This is a genomic window from Paenibacillus pinihumi DSM 23905 = JCM 16419, assembly GCF_000422505.1.
GTDB classification, from domain to species: domain Bacteria; phylum Bacillota; class Bacilli; order Paenibacillales; family Paenibacillaceae; genus Paenibacillus_D; species Paenibacillus_D pinihumi.
The window spans coordinates 112,796-133,403 of the sequence record NZ_AULX01000023.1; the positions used below are offsets into that span (position 1 = coordinate 112,796).

The window sequence follows — 20,608 nt, forward strand, 5'->3', positions numbered from 1 at the left end:
TGAATGGCCTTCGGCCTGACTATATGAGCAAAATTACACAATTTCTGCCCTTTCAAGCTCCGGGATGATGAGAGCTATGTCAGGAAGAGTACGGGAATTTAGGTGAAGGAATGCTGCAGGGGGTATTTTTGTTTCGCATCTATGGTGCGCAAGCACGGGAGAAAAAGATCCAAGGGAGGAAATTCCGGTCCGGAAGACGTATGCCGAAATATCTATTCTATTATCGCAGGGGGCATTGTTGCAGCCGATGATGCGCATCCATAGTAAGCGATGGCAAACTTCTTTTAGGAAAATGGTGTGTTTTTGACGAATGCAAGCCGCCCAATAGAACTGGGCGGCTTTCCCCGCAACACGATTTGCTGCTGCCGGCTTTTCTTCATCTTTTCATAAAGAGCAGTACATTAGGCCTTCAAATCAAGCCATTTGACTTCCTCATCCGTCAGGCTGATTGTCTCTGCATCGCGGCAGGACAGAAGCTCCGCTTCATTTTGCGGGCCAATAATTGCAGCCGTACCAAAGGATTGATTGAGCACATAAGCAAGGGCGATCTGTATAATCGAAACCCCTTTTTGCTTTGCCAGCTCCTGTGCTCTATCGTAACGCTCCCAGTTCTCATCATTATAGAAGACACGCACCAGATCGGCGTCTGAATGATCATCCCGCGTGAAGCGGCCCGTGAAGAAGCCGCGCGCCTGCGAGGACCAGGAGAAAATGGGAAGCTTGGACTGCCCGTGCCATTGTAGCGTTTCTTCATCTACACTAATGCATCCGTCCCAGTAAGCTTCTTTAGCCTTGGCGAGTGCCAGATTCGGGCTGCTGAACGAAAATCCTCTCAGACCGTGGCTCTCAGCATAGCTTTGCGCTTCCGCCAGCCGCTGCCATGTCCAGTTGGATGCTCCGAATGCAAGTATTCGGCCCGCTTCCACCTGCTCATTGAGAATCTCCAATATTTCACCGACCGGTACGTCTGTATCATCACGATGCAGGGCATACAAATCGACATAATCCGTGCGCAGCCGCTCCAGGCTGATCGACAATTCCTCCTGAATGGCGGCACGGTTGACGCGTTTGCCATCCTTGTTCGGGTGGGCGCCTTTGGTCCAGAGGTTGATTTCACTGCGGTTGCCGCGTTCCTCTACCCACATGCCGATCGCCTGCTCGCTTCTGCCTTCGCGGTAAATAAAGGCCGTGTCAATCGTATTGCCGCCTATAGCTGCGAATGCGTCCAGATTCTTGCGGACAAGATCATACACCTCGGGCATAAAATAGTCTGAGCCCATAATGAGACGGGATACGCCATTGCGGAGTCCTGGAATTTCAATATGCTTCATCTTCTCATCCCTCCTGGGTAATTGTAATCCGGTTGCGCTCATGAATCGATTGCAGACAAGCATCAATAACTTTCATATTGGCAATCGCATCGGCCGGAGCGAATTGCGGCGCCTTCTCTCCCCATACCACTGCTGCGAATTCATCAGCTTGCAGGGCATACGTATTCAAATCCGGCTGTTCGACTTCACGACGGCCATCCTTGGTAATGACATAAAAGTTCGGGTTCTGGATAAACGCCGACGGCACTTCAATCCGGCCATTCGTGCCCAGAATCTCCAGTGTATTGCGGAAATCCGCCCACATGCCGCAGTCGAAGCTCAAGGCGACACCGCCGGAAAACTCAAGAATGCCCGATGCCATCATATCGACATTGTCATGCTCCGGCGAGAGCAGTCCGTGCACCGTCGCTGCTTGCGGCTCTTCTCCGAGCAGCATCCGGGCTACGCTGATCGGGTAGCAGCCTACATCATAGATGGAACCGCCTCCCCATGCCTTCCGGTAGCGCACATTGGAAGCGTCTCCAGCATTATTGAAAGTAAAGGTGCTGTGCAGTCCGCGAACCTCTCCGATTTCACCCGATTGAATGATATTCTTGATGACGTCAAAGCGGGGATGATACCGGTACATGAACGCTTCAGCCAAATGAACCCCTGCTGCGCTGCATGCGTCTACCATTCTCCGGGCCTCATCTGCGTTTAATGCGATTGGCTTTTCACACAGGACATGCTTGCCCGCCTCAGCAGCCTTAATCGTCCACTCCATATGCAAATGATTCGGCAGCGGGATGTAGACCGCATCTATCGTTTCGTCAGCAAGCAGCGCTTCATAACTGCCATAAGCCGTTGGTATATCAAGGCTTTTGGCCGTTTCCTCTGCCGTGTTCAAATTCCGGCTTGCAATTGCTGCGACTACGCCGGTCTGTGAAGCCTGAATTCCGGGAATAACCGAACGCTTGGCAATACCTGCACAACCGAGTACACCCCATCTTAATTTACTGGACATTGTTACACCCCTCAGCACTTGGAATTTGAATTCGAATTACCCTCAGTATAATGCATCTTCCTGCCCAGTGATATAGAAAGGTTTTCAGGGCGGTATAACAATATTCATGTGAAAGATATTACGAACGGGTAAGACAGCACAGGACAGCGGGGCTTGGGGAGCAATTCTTGCAGGTTATGATTAGCGGCAGGCTATAAACTCGTTAAACCTGTTTTCAATTTGAAGAACAGGTTGACATAGTTTTCAATAATCAATACAGTTTAGGGAGATATTAGGGATATTTCTATGTACTTAAATCTGGTAAACATAAAACAAAACAAGAACGGAGAACAGGGAAGGGGAATTTATGTTTTATAAAACCGCTTTGGCACTGTTTTTAATTGTTGTTGTTACAGGCTGTACGCAGGATACACCGGATACGAACAGGAATGAGCCACCCATCATTATTCAGCAGGATCATAGCATAATTACGCTCGTCCAAACCGATCAAAGCGAGCTATTGAATCTGGACTATCAGCTTACTAACCCGTCCGGGCACACAACTGGTCCATTTTATACAGAATTCATTTTTCATCATGATGAGTTAGCCAAGCATTTGGACGAACACATTTATTCTATATATGAAAGAATAGGCATGTCTACTACCTTGTTGCCTGATGAAAGCTATAGAGGCGGTGTCACACTGGAGATTCCTTCAACTAATAAAATGAAGGCAGACGAACTGAAGGCTATCATTGAAGACCAGAAAGCCATAGAAATTCGTCTTATTCATGCAGAAAATGGCCAATTAATTGCACAAGGTTGGATGCACATCTTCGAGGTAACCAAGGAAAACTGGCCAAGACAATAAAGCCCGAATCCCTCTTATAGAGATTCGGGCCAGTCCGATTATGATTCAGCCGGAAAATCCAGCTCTCCATTGCGCTGCTTTCTCTGAAGCGAAAGCCTCAGCGGCAGTTGCCATGCAGTCACCACTGCAAACAAAATGAAAAGAAAATCCATTGCGCCGAAAAAATCGGTGAAATTCTCAGTGAAAATTTGAAACACCATCTTATTGAGCATGGAGCCGAAAATGTCCTGCATCATATAGGCAACCATAAAAAATTTGCCCAGCACGATACCAAGCAGCGCTGCAATAACAGCGGTAATCTGATTGGCCTTCGTCACGCCCGGGGTGAGCAAGTAGACTGCATACCCTGCCAAACCGCCGATCCCCCAAGCGACAAGGCCGAGCTCGTATTCTGTCATCGCAAGGATCAGCGCCCAGACCGCGCCGCCAATAATCGAGGCGGCCAGCGCTCCCAGTGCAGGCAGAATCACTCTGTTGTTGTCCTGCATGTCTTGAATTCCTCCATTATTATACATTCTCTCTTTGTATGAACCCCATTCACCTGCTATCGGCCGAATAGACGGATAAATTTGGAACTTATCCATAGTAGCACATTAGTTTGTAAAAAACACCAAATTATTTTTCCTCTTCAAGCTATATAAGTTGAACGAATGAATGTCCTGCAGAGCCGCCGTGTTGAATGAAAGACAGGTAAGGGAGAAATCCGGGGACAAATGCGAAATCTTCGTTTCTCCAGAATCCTTTCACACTCTGGCTATCGACGTTTATTTCCTTCGTTCAACTTATATACAAGATCCGACAATGTAACGGGATATAAAAGCGATAGATCAAAGGCTTTATAGACGTCCAGTTCTTTATTGTTTAACAGCATCCCCGTCTCATAACCCGCTGAATTGGTTCCCAAGATGATGCTCTTTATATCAAAGTATCCTGGACAATTTGGCATGTAACACCAGAAAGTATCTTACAGGATGCTTGACTTCGACCATACTCGAAGGCTTAGAGTTAATCCGTAACCTATAACTTAAAACTAAAGGAGTAGAGTTACATGAGTAATAACAAAGCGGAACTGGTTAATGAATTTGCCCCTAAAAAAAGGGGAGAATAAAAGCAGGCAGCATTTCGAAAGAGACGTCTCATCACTTAATCCATGACGAAGGGAATGGCTGCTCATGAACGAAAGACTTGAGAAGTTTGAACAAAGCTTAGCAGAACAACACCATCATACAGATTTACTCAGTGAAGCGACTGATGAGGTCACGCCGTTCAAGGTTCACGTTCCGCAGGAGGCGATCGACGACCTGAAACTGCGCCTGAGCCTCACGCGCTGGCCGGACCGTGAGCTGGTCGGGGACTGGACGCAGGGCGTTCCACTGGCTGCGGCGCAGGAGCTAATCGCCTACTGGAAGGACAAGTACGATTGGAGAGTGTTCGAGGAGCGCCTGAACACATTCCCTCAGTTCCGCACGAAAATCGACGGCGTCGGCATCTACTTCATCCACTTGCGTTCGCAACACGAGAATGCTATGCCGCTGCTGCTCAGCCACGGCTGGCCGGGTTCGGTCATCGAGTTCCTCGATGCGGCCGAGCGCCTGACTGACCCGGAGCGTTTTGGCGGCAGTGCAGAGGACGCCTTCCACGTGGTTATCCCATCCATGCCCGGCTACGGCTTCTCGGACAAGCCGCGCGACCTTGGCTGGAACCCCGGCCGTATTGCATCCGCTTGGGCGCAACTGATGGAGCGCCTCGGCTACGACCGCTACGTTGCACAAGGCGGCGACTGGGGTTCGGCCGTCACCACTGCCCTGGCGTCACAAGCTCGCAAAGGGCTGCTGGCCGCGCATGTGAACCTGCCAATGGTCGTACCCGCCGAAATCCCGGACAACCCGAACGAAGAGGAGGCACTCGCACTCGCCCAAATCAACCTGTTCGTCACGAACAAGACGGGCTATGCGGACGAAATGAACACCCGCCCGCAGACCATCGGGTATGCGCTCAACGACTCGCCGGTTGCACTCGCAACCTTTATGTACGAGAAGTTCCAGGAGTGGACGGACAACGACGGCCGTCCGGAGGACGCGCTCACCCGCGACCAGATGCTGAACGACATTTCGCTGTACTGGTTCACCGGCACCGGCACTTCCGCTTCGCGCCTGTACTGGGAAGGCGTGGGTGCTACTATACAGGGTCCGGAGTTCTTCTCGTCGGCGCGCTCCGGAGGCGGCCGCATCGCCATACCGATGGGCACGAGCCTATTCCCGGCCGAGACCTACATCCCGCCGCGCGAGTGGGCCGAGCAAGCGTGGGAGAATCTCTTCTACTGGAACCACGTCGAGGCCGGCGGCCACTTCGCCGCATTCGAGCAGCCGGAAATCTTCGCCCGCGAACTGGCGAAGGCATTCCGCCAGTTCCGTGACTAAACCTTTTCAACCTTACTACACAGGGCCGCAGATGGTCCGACGGCATAGCGCCGGCGACCCGTCTGCGGCCCTGCCGTTTAATAAAAAGTATTAATATCTTCCTATGTACTCTTGCCAAGTATCCTGTCGCTCATCTACATATCCTTCATTTCATGGATTTTTTGCAAGGTATTAAGGTACATGGACTTATCTTCAGGCGACTCAGCGGATTTATACCACTCCACAAGCCTGTATCCGAACATAATAAGGATTAGTTCATGGACACAATGATCGGAGATATGGGACACATCCGCATATTCCGAAAAGCCCCTGTAATACGCCGGAATGCATTTTTGGTAGTATTCAACCATATGACAGACGTCCGCTTCGTCCGCTATTAAACTCGCGATGTCCTCACCCATGTACCCCCATCCGGCGGTATCCCAGTCGATGAGTACGATTTTACTGTCCGAGTAGAATATGTTTGCCACCCAAAAATCTCTGTGGCAAAGCACTATTGGCAGCTTTTCAATGCGACTGAATATTTCATCTGCATTGTTATCTATGTCTATGAGCATTTTACATAGGTGCTTCGGAATTTCGCAGTCGTCGGAGCGTATGTAATCATACAAAAAATCCCATGAGCGATACCGCAGATAGTAGTTTTTCATAAACTCAACCTTGCTTAAATTGGGCAGATTCTGCAATACGTTTGGTAGTTCAGCGTACAGCTTGCCTTGAAACCGCCCCAATTCCTCGGCTGCACGTTCATACATTTCGGAGGTCAGATTTAAGCCTGACACACCATCAATATATTCCATCCATAGCTGTATCTCATCGCCATTTATTTCGGCGTGATAACACTCCGGACTACGGAACGAATCGAAGAAAGCCTTGTTGAAATCCGATGCATAGAGGTCGTATTCCCTTCGCCATGAATCTGGATCACTATAACGCTCAAATTTTTCCTGTCTTTTCCAAACCACCTTATACGGCAGTTTCTCACCGTCGGAAGCTTCAGCCATGCCCGTTACAAGCCGAACATCCCCTACTGTCCCGCCTTGCAGTTGCTTGATTTGATAATCCGCGCCGATTATGTTCTTGCCAATCATTTTACTCAAAACGATTGTCAGCTTTTCGGATTCAATCTGCGTCTGTTCAACTTGTGAAAAATCATAATAAGTGTAACTGAGCAGTTTATTCGTTTTTTCAAATCCTCCCGGTATAATCTCAATAGCGAATACACAGCCCTCCGGTTCGTCTACACTGTCATCCCTGCCGATGCCAAGTTCACGGCAATCCAAAAATCCCATTTTCTTTTTATATACATCGGGATGCCCCCACGTCATACATCCGGTATAACCAAGTAATTTTGCAACTTCAAGTCCGTGCATAACCAAAGCCGTCCCTATTCCTTTGCGTTGGTACTCGTAGGATTTTTCAATGTGGCAGTCTTTGTCTCCGTGTTTGACTGCAAGGCTGTTGAGCCATACGATGTGTTCGCCATTATCTCCCATAGGCATCGCGGAAAAAATAGCGTGTCCGAGATAGGATAAGCCGTCGTCTGTGACAGCTACCAAGTCAAGCTCCGGGATATAGTATGGTGAACGGCGAATATTATCCGCGAAAACCTCATGGAAATCTCCGTCGCTATCACGATCATTAAACTCAAAAGCGTCACGATCAAGTTTTCTTATAATACCGTATTCGTCTGAATGTATTTGCTTGATTTTATAATGACTCATTTCTTAAATCCTCCGTTTTTCTTCATCTACTTGCTTCTCATGGCAAGCGATTTATTCCACGCTTTTTTATCCATTAGGTAACCCAATTTCTCGTCCACAAACTTGTTCTCCCGCTTCTATGAAAGGTAACGCTCCCAATGCTCACGCGCCAATGATTCATCGGTAAGAGCCGGAAGAACTGCGCAGCCCGGCTCCGTCTGGTGACGGAAGGCATTGAAGCGGCACTGCGTGTATAATTCCCCCACCTCGTTAAATGCCGCGCTGATACCGTCGTCCGTACCGAACAGCCCAAGTTCGCGCATACCCGACGTATCAATAACCATCATCCTGGAAGGGAGCATGAAAAATACATAATCGCCAACGCAAGGAAAATCATCCCAGGTCCTTCGCAATGTGTTAGAACGTGCCCTCCAATACAACCGTCACTTCTCCTGTTGGGTGATGAAGGTATATTGATCTCGCTGAAGTTCCGTAACCCTTCCGGGTTAAACCCATCGGCGGCGTTTCGGCTTCGATATAGCCGTATTGTTTCAAATCAGTCATTAACCCTATTCTCTCCTAAAAATTAGAGGAGTTAAGAGGATAGTCACTGACTATTCCTCTATCTAACCAATTGAAAAACTATGGTCAACTCATGAATAAAAATGGTTATTTGGATAAAGATTCACTTTCTTTTCGTACTAAAGGATCGGAAGGCAAACTGGACAACTATACGGGCGGTTACATATTGATATGAAATGTAAGCGTTTCCTTTAATGTTAAGTATGTACACATTACGGCGTTATCCTTCCGTATCCACATAAAGACCACCAGGACTTTCATAATCACCGATAAAATTATGGAAATGGTCAGAAAATCTAGGGAAATTCGGTTTAAATCGAGCACATAGGTCCGAATTGATTCCTGGGAAACAACTCATACTTCTCACTGCCAATAAGCCTATTCCACTATCTGCATCAGGAGTACCTGTAAAAAAATTCTCAAAGCGTGCACGAGAATAGTAATACACGTCTAACCACTTCATATGTGCTATAACGCGTTTCTCAAAAATTGAAACTCGTTCGCGATTTTCAGTTCTACCACAGTGAGAAGGTGTTGAATTTGATGATGATACAACTGAGTTGGATTTTAGATTTGGCGCATAATTTACGAAATAGCCTTCATCTTTGCTTCAACCTTCGGAAACTACTTCTAAATTGGACTGCGCTGCGAATGAACTGAGAGAAATAGATCCTAGAGCTATGCTTCAAACGAGAATAAGTACAGGTATATTTTTTTCTTTCCAAAAAAACAATCTTAATTATACCATATTTGTTATATATATCAATGGTTGCTAATCAAACATTCATAGGGGTTCATACTTGAATCCGTGAAGGTTGTAAACTGTCCCTCTTTAACTTTGGAAATTCAGCTGACTTATGGATTTTTGCGCACGATTACTTTTTCAGACACATCAAAGCAGAACCACCGAATTGGGGTTCTTTGTAGCCCGTCGTAATCGCTTCCTGACTCGTGGTGCTGGAGATTTGCTGATCCCGAATTCGAGGCCACTGAAAAACTTGCATTGTTAATTAGCTCAAAACATGATTCCCTCAAAAAAGAGACCTTTCGTTCAAATTAGAACGGAAGGTCGCCTCTTTCTTTATTCTTTTACTTTGATTCTTTCATAAGGGTAATGATTCGTTTGAGATTAACAGAAAATATCGCCATGGTCGTTATGGGAATAGTAAGTCCGGTTGCCGGTGGCATCCACTCTTGCAACTAATTCTTTGGATTGTCAACACAAAACTGAACAAAAATTATGAGGGTATTTTTCTGGCTTGTACCGGCGTACGGTAATCCAGTGTTCCATGAATGCGATGATGATTAAACCAGTGGACATAGTCTCGTAGCTCTACAGAAAGCTGCTCACCTGTCTGAAAGTGAGTCTGGTTGGCAAATTCAGTCTTGAATGATTTGAAGGTGGCTTCTGCAACGGCATTGTCATAAGGGCAACCTTTTCTGCTAAGTGAGCGTTTGACCTTAAACGTTTCTAATGCTTCTGAAATAAGCTTGTTGTCAAACTCGCTCCCGCGATCAGTATGAAACATTTTCACACGATCAAGACGCACAGAGAGGCTCGCGATCGCTCTGTACACGAGTCCGGCTGTCTTTTCAGGACCGCTGCTAAAGCCAATCATTTCGCGGTTAAAGAGGTCGACAAACAAGCACACGTAGTGCCATTTGCCTGCAACTCGTACGTAAGTGAGATCACTAACCACAACGGCAAAAGGCTCATCCTGTTTAAACTTGCGTCCTAACTCATTCTTAACTTTGGACTCATTTACATCGCTTTTAAAGGGCTTGTATTGGGTAACCGTGTAAGTGGACACCAGCCCATGTTTGTTCATGATACGGGCGATTTTACGGCGTGAGATATGGTTGCTCCTCTTCATTCTCAGCAGGTTCTGGTTTGTAGTAGTAGGTGCTTCGGGGCAATTGCAGGACGTTACACATTGCTGATACCGAGTACTTGTGAGCGTTCTGACGGATCACATTTACTTTCGTCCCATGATCAGCGCGGCTTGCTTTAAAATGTCATTCTCCATCTTCAAACGCTGATTTTCTTTACGTAAAGCTAGGAGTTCACTCTCTTCCTCTGTGCGATTATCTTTTTCTTTGAAGGAGCCTGTTTTTTGACTTTGTGCAATCCAACGGTCAAAAGCAGAAGCACTCAGATCATATTCCTTGACAATGTTCGCTCTTGATTTTCCGCTCTCGTAAAGCTGGACCATCTGCTTCTTAAACTCGGCAGTAAATGTACGTCTTGGTTTTGGCATGGTAGATTCGCTCCTTTATCTATTCCCTTCATTCTACTAACCCTTATTTTTTCTGTCCAACTTAGTGTAGACGATCCACTTACTATTGAACAGGAGCTTGCTGGCGAAACTGCACCACTCTCTCATTTCGGCAAGGCTATGTCTGACCTCAACATTGAACATATTAAAGCCATCACTCCGCAAGCAAAAGGACGTGTAGAGCGGCTATGGCAAACCCTGCAGGACCGTCTGGTCATTGAACTTCGTTTGCTTGGCATTACCACCATCGAAGCTGCTAATGAAGTCTTACCTGGTCTGATTCAAAAACATAATAAACAATTCGCCGTCATGCCTCGTTCTGAGCAGCAGGCTTATTTACCGCTCCCTCACGATGTTAATCTCGAGCATGTCTTTACGATTCGTGAATTAAGAAAGTTTGCTAACGGCAACACGCTCTCCTACGGCGGCATCACCTATACCCTCTCTGACCCTTCACAGCCACGCTTTGATGCCAAGACGGTCGTTGAAGTGCGTCAGACGCTCTCTGGCGAAGTATTTATTTGGCATCATGAGCAGGCCTTGTTGCTAAAGCAAACAGAGCGACCGAAGCGAGTGCTGTCACAACAGAAAAAGGCGGGCTCTGCGCAGCCACGCATTCCCGCCATCGATCATCCGTGGAAAACCACGTATGACAACAACACTTCTAAGCGTACCACAAAACGGAGCGCCTTCCAAGACGCGATGTATTCGCAGCACAACAGTTATTTTGAAGCCTCTTGGTAAAGGGGATTCAACTCTAACAGATGACATTTTCACTGACGATTGACACCAGAAGTCGTTGTACTTCGTTTTCATATGCAATTCCTTCCTTCTTGTGCTGTTATGCCGCCATTAAGCGCCTGTGGAGTAGGGAAGGCGGCTAGCCCGACACGTAGCCTTACCTGTTCTATGTCAACTGGTCGTCACCAGATTTATTGACTTGCACAGTAACTATCGCGGCAAATAGCCAGATTGTTGCGGACAATTGGCAAATAAGTCCTGACAATATGAATAGTCGGGCTAACTACTCCAAAAGATGCTTTGCCTTTTCATCCTCCCTATCGGGGCGGCATATTCTACAGTTGCGAGTAAATTTAAAAAAACGCAAGAAAGCGAAGATAACGAAGAACAGGTCAATCATGGTAGTATCTGACCATAATGTACCTGTTAGATGTAACATTAATTCGTCAATTAGGTTATAAGATTAAAGCATCTACGTGCGTACAATCATATTAAGGGAATTTCATATGGGGGTGATGAGGATAAGTTCTTTTGGACTGAGCCGCACGATTCATTCGGCACTGGGTGGGGGTAATAGAAAGACCTTGAGGATTGCCGCCCTCAAGGTCTCAGTATCATTCATCAAAACTATTGAGCCAGTACATTGATTGCGCTGTACTAGAGATGGTTTTGAGTAAATCTAGTGTTTCTTTCTTTTTCAATTTAATTGCATCATTTAACTTTTCGGGGGCTATATCACGTATATCCTCTAACATGCAACATTCTTCAAACAATTCGATTATTGCCTTGTTCGCTTCATTTTGCTCAAGAAGCTGTGATACATACGGACGGTACAGATATACATATGCATCTTCAAATGTTAAAGCCCCCTCAAGCAACGAATCAAGCATTCCGAGATTTAAAATACATAAAAACTTTTGAATTTCTTCTGACTGCTCTAATTTTATTTGTAAATTCAATATATCACTCCTTTATTACGGCATTTGACTTGATGAGTTACTCCATCCATTTTTCGTCTTAACATTAAAGACCTGTCCAGATTGACTTTGGAAGTAATGGATAGAGATTTTGTTGCCGTTCGCATCCACACCATCCTTGTAAACCTTATGCCATGTTCCAGATTCAATTGCTCTTAATTCCTCTAGTAATTCTCCATTGTTCACTTTATTTTTCACTGTTCCGTTTTTAGCACCTGAGAATCCTTGAGGATATAGAGGTGAGTCTTTAATTGATTTATACACATTTTGTAAAGCACAGTTATGAACCCAAATCCCAAGGTTAGAAACGAAATACGAATGGAAGTCCTTAACTTCAAAATTATAAACCGTTGCTTCCCGTGGCTCTTTCTCAATCTTGTCTATCGTAAGTGTAGCCCCACCACTCGTAACAAGCAAGTCGCCAACTTTCAAGTCTTTTACTTCTGTCCATCCCTTACCTTCCAACCAGAAAGGATGCTCTGCCGTAGCCTCAATAACTTCTTCACCGTTGTAAACCTTATAGATTTCATCAGCCTGCTTCTGGAACAGCCCCACGACCTCTTTGTAAGCCACTTCCCCAGTTTCATCAGATTTAGCGAGAACCATATCCCCTACCTCGATTTCCTCGATAGGTTTCTCACCTTCGTCTGTTAATACCAGGGTCCCTGCTGTGAAGCAATTACATCCTTTTTTTATCGCACTTATAAAATCTTGACCTTTATTCGTTAACTTACCCACTTTACCCTGTGGGGTTACTTCGATAAATATCATTCCTGCTGCCAAAAATTGTTCTAAGGAATAGGGATTTTCTTTTGAAATCCTATAGTATTCATCTAATTCCGACAATGTTCCCATGGACCAGTAATCAGCAGCTGAATATAAGGAGGAATGCACTTCTTTTAAAAATTCCCATTCTATTTGTGCTTGTTTTTTTACACTTTCCCAGGCGGCTTTACAATATTTCTTCCCTAACCACTCCGTGAAGCAATGACCACTCGGATCAATATAACGTAATGGATTATTTATAACATACGTATACAGGTTCTGACTTAACGGATTCCCTAGTTCTCCCTCATACGTATCCTCATTAATAAACCGCCCTATACTCGGATCGTACCATCTGGCCCGCAGATACTGCAAGCCCGTTGTGTTGTCCCAATATTCCCCGCTATATCGGAATAGATTAGGAATCGTCTCACTCGTCGTTATTGGATTTCCCCACATATCATACGTGTAGCTGTTCAGCACGTTGCCCGATTGGTCCGTGAGACGGGTGACATCACCATGACCGTTTTGAGAATAATACGCCCGGTTGCCGCTGGCATCTACTCGTGAAACTAATCCGTTTCCTCGGATATAACTGGCTTTGCGGCTAACCGTTCCACCCGTTACGGTTCCTTCGGCAATGATGTCTGCTCTATCATAGTAATAACGGGTTGTGGTTCCCGCTTCTGTCCGTTCCGTTAGCAATCCGTCTCCGTTATAGCGGTACGTCACCGTTTTGTTGTCTCCCGTCACTACCTTCGTTAAACGGTCACGATCATCGTACGTATAATTGATTTCTGCCAGATTCGGAGTTGCATCACTTTTCAACGTTTTGCGGTTCCCACGCACATCATACGTGTAAGTCTCATTGAACTGGGTCGATGTCGCAATCCGGTTTAACGAATCATAACTAAACGTATACGCGGCGCCGCTTTCCGTTTTGCTTGTCTGGTTGCGGTTCTGATCATACTGATACGCAAAAGCACCTAACGTGTTTCCGGCTCTGGTATGTGTTAACGATGTGAGATTGATCTCATCGTAACCGAAAGTCGACCGGATGCCATTTCGCAGATCAGCGGAAGCGACAAGCCCATTCTTCTTGTAGGCATAGATAGCATCCCATGCGTTAGCCGCGGAGCCTATGGCATCCAGTTGATTTCTCGCGTCATACCGATACAGGCTCACAACACCAAAGGGATCGGTCATTTTAGTCCGTTTGCCCTGGTTATCGTATTCGTATTCGGTTTTGCGAGTATCCGGGTACGTGACGGAGCGCAACCAGCCGGATCCCGCTTCATAACTGTATTGCGTTCTCCCCGTTCCATCCTGCATCCAAAGTCTGCGGCCCGCTCCATCGTAGCCCATCGTAATCGTTTCCTGACTCGTGGTGCTGGAAATTTGACGATCCCGGTTGTTATACGCATACGTACGGGCTTGGCCTTTCCGGTTGACAATCTTCGTCAGGTTGCTGTTGGCATCATAATAATATGACTCTACACCACCGGAAGGATCTGTTTTTCGAATGACGCGGCCCATCTGATCGTACTGCTTCGTCATTTGTGCATTATCCGGGTATCTCGTTTCCTTGAGGTTTCCGGCAAGGCTGTAGACATAATTCGTCGCGTTCGCTTCCGGATCAGTAACGGTGATGAGCCGCCCCAATACATCATAAGCATAAGAAGTTGTGAATTCTTTTGCATCCTTTTGTGTGACCATATTTCCTGCGAAGTCATACGTATACTGGGCCATGTTCTTGAGCGCGCCTGAAGCATTCATCGCTTCCTGCTTACTCGGACGTCCCAGCAGATCCATTGTTTTTTTGGTGATGTTGCCTTCCGGATCGGTCATTTGAATCGTGCGTTGGATGTCATCGTAGAGCACGGCAGTAAATGTATTATCGGTCCCCGGGAATTGTGTACGCGTTATTCGATCCCAGGCATCATACGTATAGGTTGTCCGCTTTCCGGTTGCATCGTCGCTTTGAACCAAGCGTCCGAATGCATCATAGCCGTAGGTGGTCGTTCCTTTGCCTACGATCCCCTCAGATACTTTTAATCCTAGCGGGTTCCACTTCACAACACTTTTCACACCGGTCTCGTCGGTCACCGTCACTTGATTCTGATTATCGTCAAAGAGGACCGAGACGCTGCTCTGATCCTGATGCGTAGCTTTTATCATCCGCCCTAGTTTGTCGTATTCCATTTGTGTGACAAACCCTTTTCCATCGGTGTGAGAGGTCATTTCGCCCGTGGACAGCTTGTAGCGGAACTGCTGCGCCACCAGCGTGTTCTGGTTATCTGCTCCCGTCACCTGTATGGATTGCCGCGTCGGGTAGGCGGCTTTATATAACGCAACATCATATTCATTGGTGATGACAATGTCCCGCGAGTCATCCTTCAGGGTTACAGTCTTCGGATTTCCGTAGCTATCGTACACATAGCTTGTCTGTGCCTTAAGTATTCCGCTCCCGCTATTCTCTTTCATTCTTACAGTCTTGATTCCGTTCGTTCCCGGATACCGCTCGAGCTCGACATATAAGCTTTTTGTATTGACTGGAACGATAGAGCTGCTTAACAGATTTTGCGCATCATACGTATACGTAGTTGTTTTGTTATTCGGATCAGTCTCGGATGTTACATTTCCATAATCGTTGTAGTCCCGCGATACGATACTGGCAGTAGATTGCAAAGTGCCTTGCTTGATCTGGGATGTCACTTTGGTTGGGACAGGCCAACGTTTGGTCCGGTTGTATTCCATCGTATCAATGGACTGCTGTGCACCACTGCTATTGACCACTTGCGTATTGTAATACACTTCGGGTGTATTCTCGTCGATATACACACGGTCATAGTGATAGGTGGCCTGTATCCGCCCGTTGTTCACCGTGGTGGAAAACGAACTGTTATAGGGCTTAGCCATCGCTCCATCGCTATTGTAAGTATAATCCAAACGATTGGATTTCGTGACGGTACCGTCTGTATACGTCACCACGTCTTCTCTTGAAGTCACCCGGTAGGCCCGTTCCTTGGCGCTATTCCCCAGTGAACGATCAAAGTCGGCGTAGCCATAATCCGTTCGGGCCTTTGTCGGGTGATAGACCTGCTTTAACAAGGCTATAAAATTGTCTTTCGTGCGGCCTGCACCGACGATATCGAAAGGAACTGGTTTAATATCGTAGGCATATTGGGTTTTTCGGCCCATCGCATCGGTCACCTGCGACAGCAGTTCCTTATTGCCTTGCGGGTCTTTAATCTTGTTGTATCTGACCGTGCGGTCACCCAGCGTAACCACGACCTCTGTCGCCGAATAGGTAATCGTTAACTCATTGCCAATGGCATCCTTGACTTTTCTCAGGACCTGGCCATACGGCTGCACAGTCAAGTATTCAAATTGAAGGGTATTATTATAGGCATCCGCAATTTCAATCAACTGTCCCTGAGAGGTAAAATACATCTTCTTTCCGTCGAGTGTTTTCAGCCGATGCGAAGCGTATCGGTTATCACCTAAGTTGAAGTAACCGGACTCAAGCGTCAAGTCTTTCCACGGATACCCTTTTAGTTGAAGACCGTCCAGCTCATAGGCACTTCCGCCAAACAGATGAATATACTTCTTGTTGTTATCCTTGGTTTCAATATAGGGAAGATCCCAGCTCCATCCTTTCCCGATCGGGAAACGGTTCTCTCCTTGAATTGGTTTTGCCCGGTTGATATATACCGGGACTGAGCTCGCACGCTCGGGTAAAAAAGAGGGATCTGTGACAACACGGCCTGTCGTGTAATATCTTACACTTAATGGGATTCCATTCAGAACCATGTCTTTAGCCAGCAAGTACGGGCTGTTTATATTATTGGGATCCACGTAGCTCCAGGCTGATTTTAAAGAATCAATTACTTCGCTATTAAATTCAACATAGGGATAACTAGGCGTAGGGTAGTACACATACGTATGTTGTCCACCAATCATCTGCACAAGCGATTTGTAGCCAGAGCCGTCAAATACAAAGTTTCCGGCATATCCCACTTGCGGTGATACCAGACTATTAGGAGAAGAGGACTTATCATACAAACGGCCCTCCAGCTCAGGGTAATACATCATCGTATACGGGTAGCCCATAAGAATTTCTTTATCGTAGTATTGGGCATCTGAGCTGTCATATTTGCGAGTCAACGCAAAAGACAAGCCATTTCTTCCCGGAAGCACCATATCTGTTGCCTGTACGGAAAGGGAGCCACTAATCGTAGATACGTTTTCGTTGATGGAATTGATTGAGAACGGCGCACTGTCCCGCTGAATATCTAATCGTTTGACAGCAAACTGATCGTAACTGGTTGGGTATGAATTGGACATCTGAAGCATTTGTCTATTAGCTGTACCTGGTGAAACAGAAGGAGCTAGCAGACTTTCATCCGGGACAATTAATTCGCCTGTCGATTCTACAAATTCCCCTTCTGCTGGAGGATCAATATTCGTATCCGGGTTTTCAGTAGCTGTCTCTTCCTCGTCCTCAAACCGGGAAGCCGAATAATCCAATTGTCCTAATTGATTCTCGATCTCAGGGTTCATCTGCTGTAATAATTCATCAAGGGATTGAGCTGATGTTTGCCTGATTTGCAGCGCAGCATACAATTCGTCCAAGGTGTATCCCTTATTTAATTGTTCCAGCAAATCGTTCTCCGGAAGTTGAAAGCTTTGGCTTAACCATTCCAGCGTCAATGTATCCTTAGCCAGCAGTTCTTCAACAAATGAGACTGGCTGCTCTTCAACGGGTGAAATGTAAACGTTCGAATTACCTTCCGCAGCTACGGAAGGAACCGGTGCAAGCTGTGCAAATAAAACGGTAATCAGAATATAAGCTATAATTTTTCTCATAGAGACAGCTCCTAATGAAGGCATATAATCGAATATTTTGGAGAAAAACTGATATCATGCGATTAAAAAATTATTACAGAGTCGTTTTAACAGTACGAATAAGATTTCCATTCAAATCGTACTCATATTTCAGTTTGAGCTTGCCATCAAGAATGATATAGTCTATTCGTCCTGCTGAATTATAAATGTACTGTAAGTTTCCGTTAATCATAATATTGCTGATATAACTCCAGTCTCCTGCCCCGGATTCATTGTAGGCGCGTATGGCAAGACTCCATGGTTTAGAGGATATCAAATTAGTACTGAAGTCTACCGGAGTTGTGACGGGCAATACCCCCGAATTAAAGCCTGTTGTGGCCCAATTATCGTTTGACCCTTTGATTTCATATGCAGTCAATTTTTTTCCTGTGGGATCAAAATAAGACCATTTCATTGAAATTGGATTTAAATAACTCTCATTCTCCGAGAGATTGAGAAAATTAGCGATAGGTTTACGGATCCCGGTTGTGATGGTAACAGGATTAGATTCCAAAGATAAATTATTACTTGGATCAACCGCACGAATTGAAAACGTATATTTCGTATTCTGTGCTAACCCTGAAGCGGTGTATGAATTGGTATTGTGAGTTGTACTAACAGACCCGTTTCTAATAATTTGATAATAAACTGTATTCGAGTTGTCAACAGAGGCCTCCCATGACAGAGAAACAGAGTTATTTGTCAGGGCCGTGACCTTTAAATTACGCGGCTTCGTTGGGTTTTCCAAGTCTTGGTACGTCAATTCTAACGTAGGGTTAGAAAAAGTAAGAGAGTACTCTTTAATAGTAAGGTAAGGAGGAATGATTAAATCAGTAGGAATTAGGGCAACTTCCATGGTTGAGCTTCCTTTGTTCAAAAAATAATTGTAAATACCAGTTACATCGAATTGAACAGATTGAGCGGTGCCAGTGTTAAACAACATGACGTTTTTGAAACCAGTTGTTTCTTCTGATTGATATACTGCCGGTCCGGGCCATCTTGTTTCATTCCAATTTGCCGGCCATAAGCCGGTTACTGCATAAGACTTAACCGTAATCGTTGGTGCACTATTACCCTGAAACTCGGTGCTTGGAGATTGACTTAAAGTAAGTGCTGCATTTATATTGACCGCTCCTGGTATGTTAGGGATGTTAAACTTCACAAAGCTGCTATATATATCACCATATATCTTGCTGGTGCCTTCCCGGTGTCTATACGATAGTTTAAGATCTGAGGTGCAATTGCCACTATAGTTTAATTTGGTTACACATCCAAAACTAGTGGATTGAATCGATACTATAGGATCAATGACAACGGGATATGCCAATCCGTCTCCATCCCATTCGTAATCAACATATTTTTTTGATCCCTCTATCCGCTCAGACAACTTGACATCTCGAGTAACTCCATTTGCATCCATCAGCCAAGGTGGTTGGATATATAATTTATTGCTTGCCAAATTGCCTGTAACTTCAAAAGTAAACGATTTCGGCGAATACTCATTTTTCAATATAATATTTTCTTTGATTCCATCATTAAGGATCTGCAGCTCGACATCCGTATTGAGCCATACATTTTGATATTTAATTTTGCTTTTAGCTGTGGAGTCTATTTGCCCAACCGAATTTTCGGACGCACCGACAGGAATAAAAGTCAATTTTTCTCCGTTACTTTGAATACTGTACCCTTTCACGATCTGTTTAGGTATTTCACTATAAAAAGGAACATGAAAGGAAGTAAAGGAGCTGCTTTTCTTATTCATTTTCATGGATTTTATATTATTTTTCATAGCTGCAGCTTCTTTGGAAACAGTAACACCAGCATCGGGGATATTGGACTCATCTACCAAATTGGTATTAATGTCCTGATACTGTCCACTTTCATCTTTGTAATGAATAATCGACTCATGAATCTCGAGTTTGTAACTACCATTACTAAGCAAGTATTTTTTATAGTTTTCTCCGCGTTCTTCAATAATCTCTTTTATAATACTGGGCTGATTTTGATTTTTCTCTCTTGCAGCAAAACTGTCTGGTTTATCATGTTCCGAATCATTTGATTGTGCAATTATTGTAGGCGACCCCACAATAGAAATTATCATGCATAATAAAGTTAATATTGAAAACCTCTGACCCACACATTATCATCCTTTTCTAAAAATAAGTTTATAGATTAAAAACTTTAAAAATCACTACCTAATTTAAGTTAATAGATGTAAAAATGGAAAATAATGAAACAAAATAATTTTATCACCCGCCTATATACTATAATAACTAGATATAATTAGAACTTTCCTATATTAGCATATCAGTTTGTAAAAAACACCAATTTTTTAAATAGGTATAAATAGTAACCTTTAAGCCCAAATTTTCCTACTCCCCGCCATCTTTTATATACTCCAAAAGCTCCATCACAATCTCGGCTACCGCATCCTCCTGCGGCAAATGGATGTAGCGGCTGAGGCTGATAATATCGCCTTTGAACAGCTCGATCAGTTGCAGTTTGGCCGCTTCGTCATCCTTCCTCGCCGCGTGCAGCATCGCTAGGAATTCACGGTCCGGGATAATTGCTGAATCATTTTTCGCTTCCATTTATTCACCGCCTGTTGGCTTAGATTGAGCTGACGGGCTACCTCGGATTCGGTCTGGTCCTGAATGTAGAGTCTGTACATAATCGTCCTGCCACGGGGTGGCAAAGTACTCATAAGCTGCTCCAGCAGCAGCTTGTTTTCACTGCTCACCACAAAACTATCCGCTGCAGGCTCCCTGTCATAAAAAGAACATTCTCTGTTCCGTATCTTCTTCGCCCGGTACTGCACCCGCCATCCGATACGGTATACCTCCGACCGGAATCGTTCGTAGACCGTCTGCTGCTTTTCCATCAATCAACCACCCTTTCTGTAATTTCTTTATCTTTAGGGAAATTCTGCCTCCTGTTTTACAACCGAAACAGGAACATTTGTTCTTATTATATCATTTTTATGTACCCTGGTGAAAGGGCGATTGAATCTTAACGACGAGGAATTTTTCTGTGAAAATGTAAAAAAAGGCCGCACTCTTACAGAGCACAGCCT

The 20,608-nt window shown here is 45.2% G+C and carries 13 protein-coding genes and 2 pseudogenes; 3 read left to right on the forward strand and 12 right to left on the reverse strand.

Annotation, left to right across the window (positions count from 1 at the left end; genetic code table 11):
* Positions 1 to 401 precede the first annotated feature (401 nt).
* Positions 402 to 1,331 carry an aldo/keto reductase gene (locus H583_RS0107355; protein WP_028559909.1) on the reverse strand — a complete coding sequence of 310 codons (930 nt, stop codon included), beginning with the start codon at positions 1,329 to 1,331 and terminating at the stop codon, positions 402 to 404.
* A gap of 4 nt (positions 1,332 to 1,335) precedes the next feature.
* A complete protein-coding gene (locus H583_RS0107360) occupies positions 1,336 to 2,334 on the reverse strand; it encodes a Gfo/Idh/MocA family protein (RefSeq protein ID WP_028559910.1) in 999 nt (332 codons plus the stop codon).
* A 346-nt stretch (positions 2,335 to 2,680) separates the two neighbouring features.
* Between H583_RS0107360 and H583_RS0107365 the strand changes: the two genes are divergently transcribed.
* Positions 2,681 to 3,184: a hypothetical protein gene (locus H583_RS0107365; RefSeq protein ID WP_028559911.1), complete on the forward strand. Its 504-nt coding sequence runs from the start codon at positions 2,681 to 2,683 to the stop codon at positions 3,182 to 3,184.
* A gap of 38 nt (positions 3,185 to 3,222) precedes the next feature.
* On the opposite strand, the gene H583_RS0107370 is transcribed toward H583_RS0107365, so the two are convergent.
* Complete coding sequence (locus H583_RS0107370; RefSeq protein ID WP_028559912.1) at positions 3,223 to 3,672, reverse strand: hypothetical protein; 450 nt, start codon at positions 3,670 to 3,672, stop codon at positions 3,223 to 3,225.
* A 684-nt stretch (positions 3,673 to 4,356) separates the two neighbouring features.
* Between H583_RS0107370 and H583_RS32180 the strand changes: the two genes are divergently transcribed.
* Positions 4,357 to 5,604: an epoxide hydrolase family protein gene (locus H583_RS32180; protein ID WP_051236130.1), complete on the forward strand. Its 1,248-nt coding sequence runs from the start codon at positions 4,357 to 4,359 to the stop codon at positions 5,602 to 5,604.
* 134 nt (positions 5,605 to 5,738) lie between these two features.
* Here H583_RS32180 and H583_RS37960 read toward each other — a convergent pair whose 3' ends face one another.
* From H583_RS37960 to H583_RS37870, 4 genes and pseudogenes are all read right to left on the reverse strand, one after another.
* Entirely contained in the window at positions 5,739 to 7,328 is a 1,590-nt protein-coding gene (locus H583_RS37960; RefSeq protein WP_342663516.1) for a phosphotransferase, read from the reverse strand.
* 116 nt (positions 7,329 to 7,444) lie between these two features.
* A complete protein-coding gene (locus H583_RS0107390; protein ID WP_154665825.1) occupies positions 7,445 to 7,747 on the reverse strand; it encodes a ribosome small subunit-dependent GTPase A in 303 nt (100 codons plus the stop codon).
* A gap of 1,380 nt (positions 7,748 to 9,127) precedes the next feature.
* Positions 9,128 to 9,763, reverse strand: a complete 636-nt coding sequence (locus H583_RS37865; RefSeq protein ID WP_281170105.1) for an IS3 family transposase — start codon at positions 9,761 to 9,763, stop codon at positions 9,128 to 9,130.
* Positions 9,764 to 9,778: 15 nt separating this feature from the next.
* Positions 9,779 to 10,147: pseudogene (locus H583_RS37870) on the reverse strand (transposase); the annotation flags it as partial.
* 21 nt (positions 10,148 to 10,168) lie between these two features.
* Here H583_RS37870 and H583_RS38100 point away from each other — a divergent pair.
* A pseudogene (locus H583_RS38100) lies at positions 10,169 to 10,909 on the forward strand (transposase family protein); the annotation flags it as partial.
* Positions 10,910 to 11,520: 611 nt separating this feature from the next.
* On the opposite strand, the gene H583_RS0107415 reads toward H583_RS38100, so the two are convergent.
* The 5 genes from H583_RS0107415 to H583_RS0107435 all read right to left on the reverse strand — a co-directional run bounded on the left by H583_RS0107415 (position 11,521) and on the right by H583_RS0107435 (position 20,416).
* A complete protein-coding gene (locus H583_RS0107415; protein WP_028559916.1) occupies positions 11,521 to 11,865 on the reverse strand; it encodes a DUF3969 family protein in 345 nt (114 codons plus the stop codon).
* 15 nt (positions 11,866 to 11,880) lie between these two features.
* Positions 11,881 to 17,517: a polymorphic toxin-type HINT domain-containing protein gene (locus H583_RS35180; RefSeq protein ID WP_028559917.1), complete on the reverse strand. Its 5,637-nt coding sequence runs from the start codon at positions 17,515 to 17,517 to the stop codon at positions 11,881 to 11,883.
* Between the two features lie 73 nt (positions 17,518 to 17,590).
* On the reverse strand, positions 17,591 to 19,672 hold the full coding sequence (locus H583_RS35185; protein WP_028559918.1) for a fibronectin type III domain-containing protein: 2,082 nt from the start codon (positions 19,670 to 19,672) through the stop codon (positions 17,591 to 17,593).
* 235 nt (positions 19,673 to 19,907) lie between these two features.
* Positions 19,908 to 20,126, reverse strand: coding sequence for a hypothetical protein (locus tag H583_RS37140; protein WP_028559919.1), 219 nt, complete (start codon positions 20,124 to 20,126; stop codon positions 19,908 to 19,910).
* Complete coding sequence (locus H583_RS0107435; protein ID WP_028559920.1) at positions 20,078 to 20,416, reverse strand: sigma factor-like helix-turn-helix DNA-binding protein; 339 nt, start codon at positions 20,414 to 20,416, stop codon at positions 20,078 to 20,080. Before H583_RS0107435 ends, H583_RS37140 begins: the two co-directional genes overlap by 49 nt.
* Positions 20,417 to 20,608: the final 192 nt, after the last annotated feature.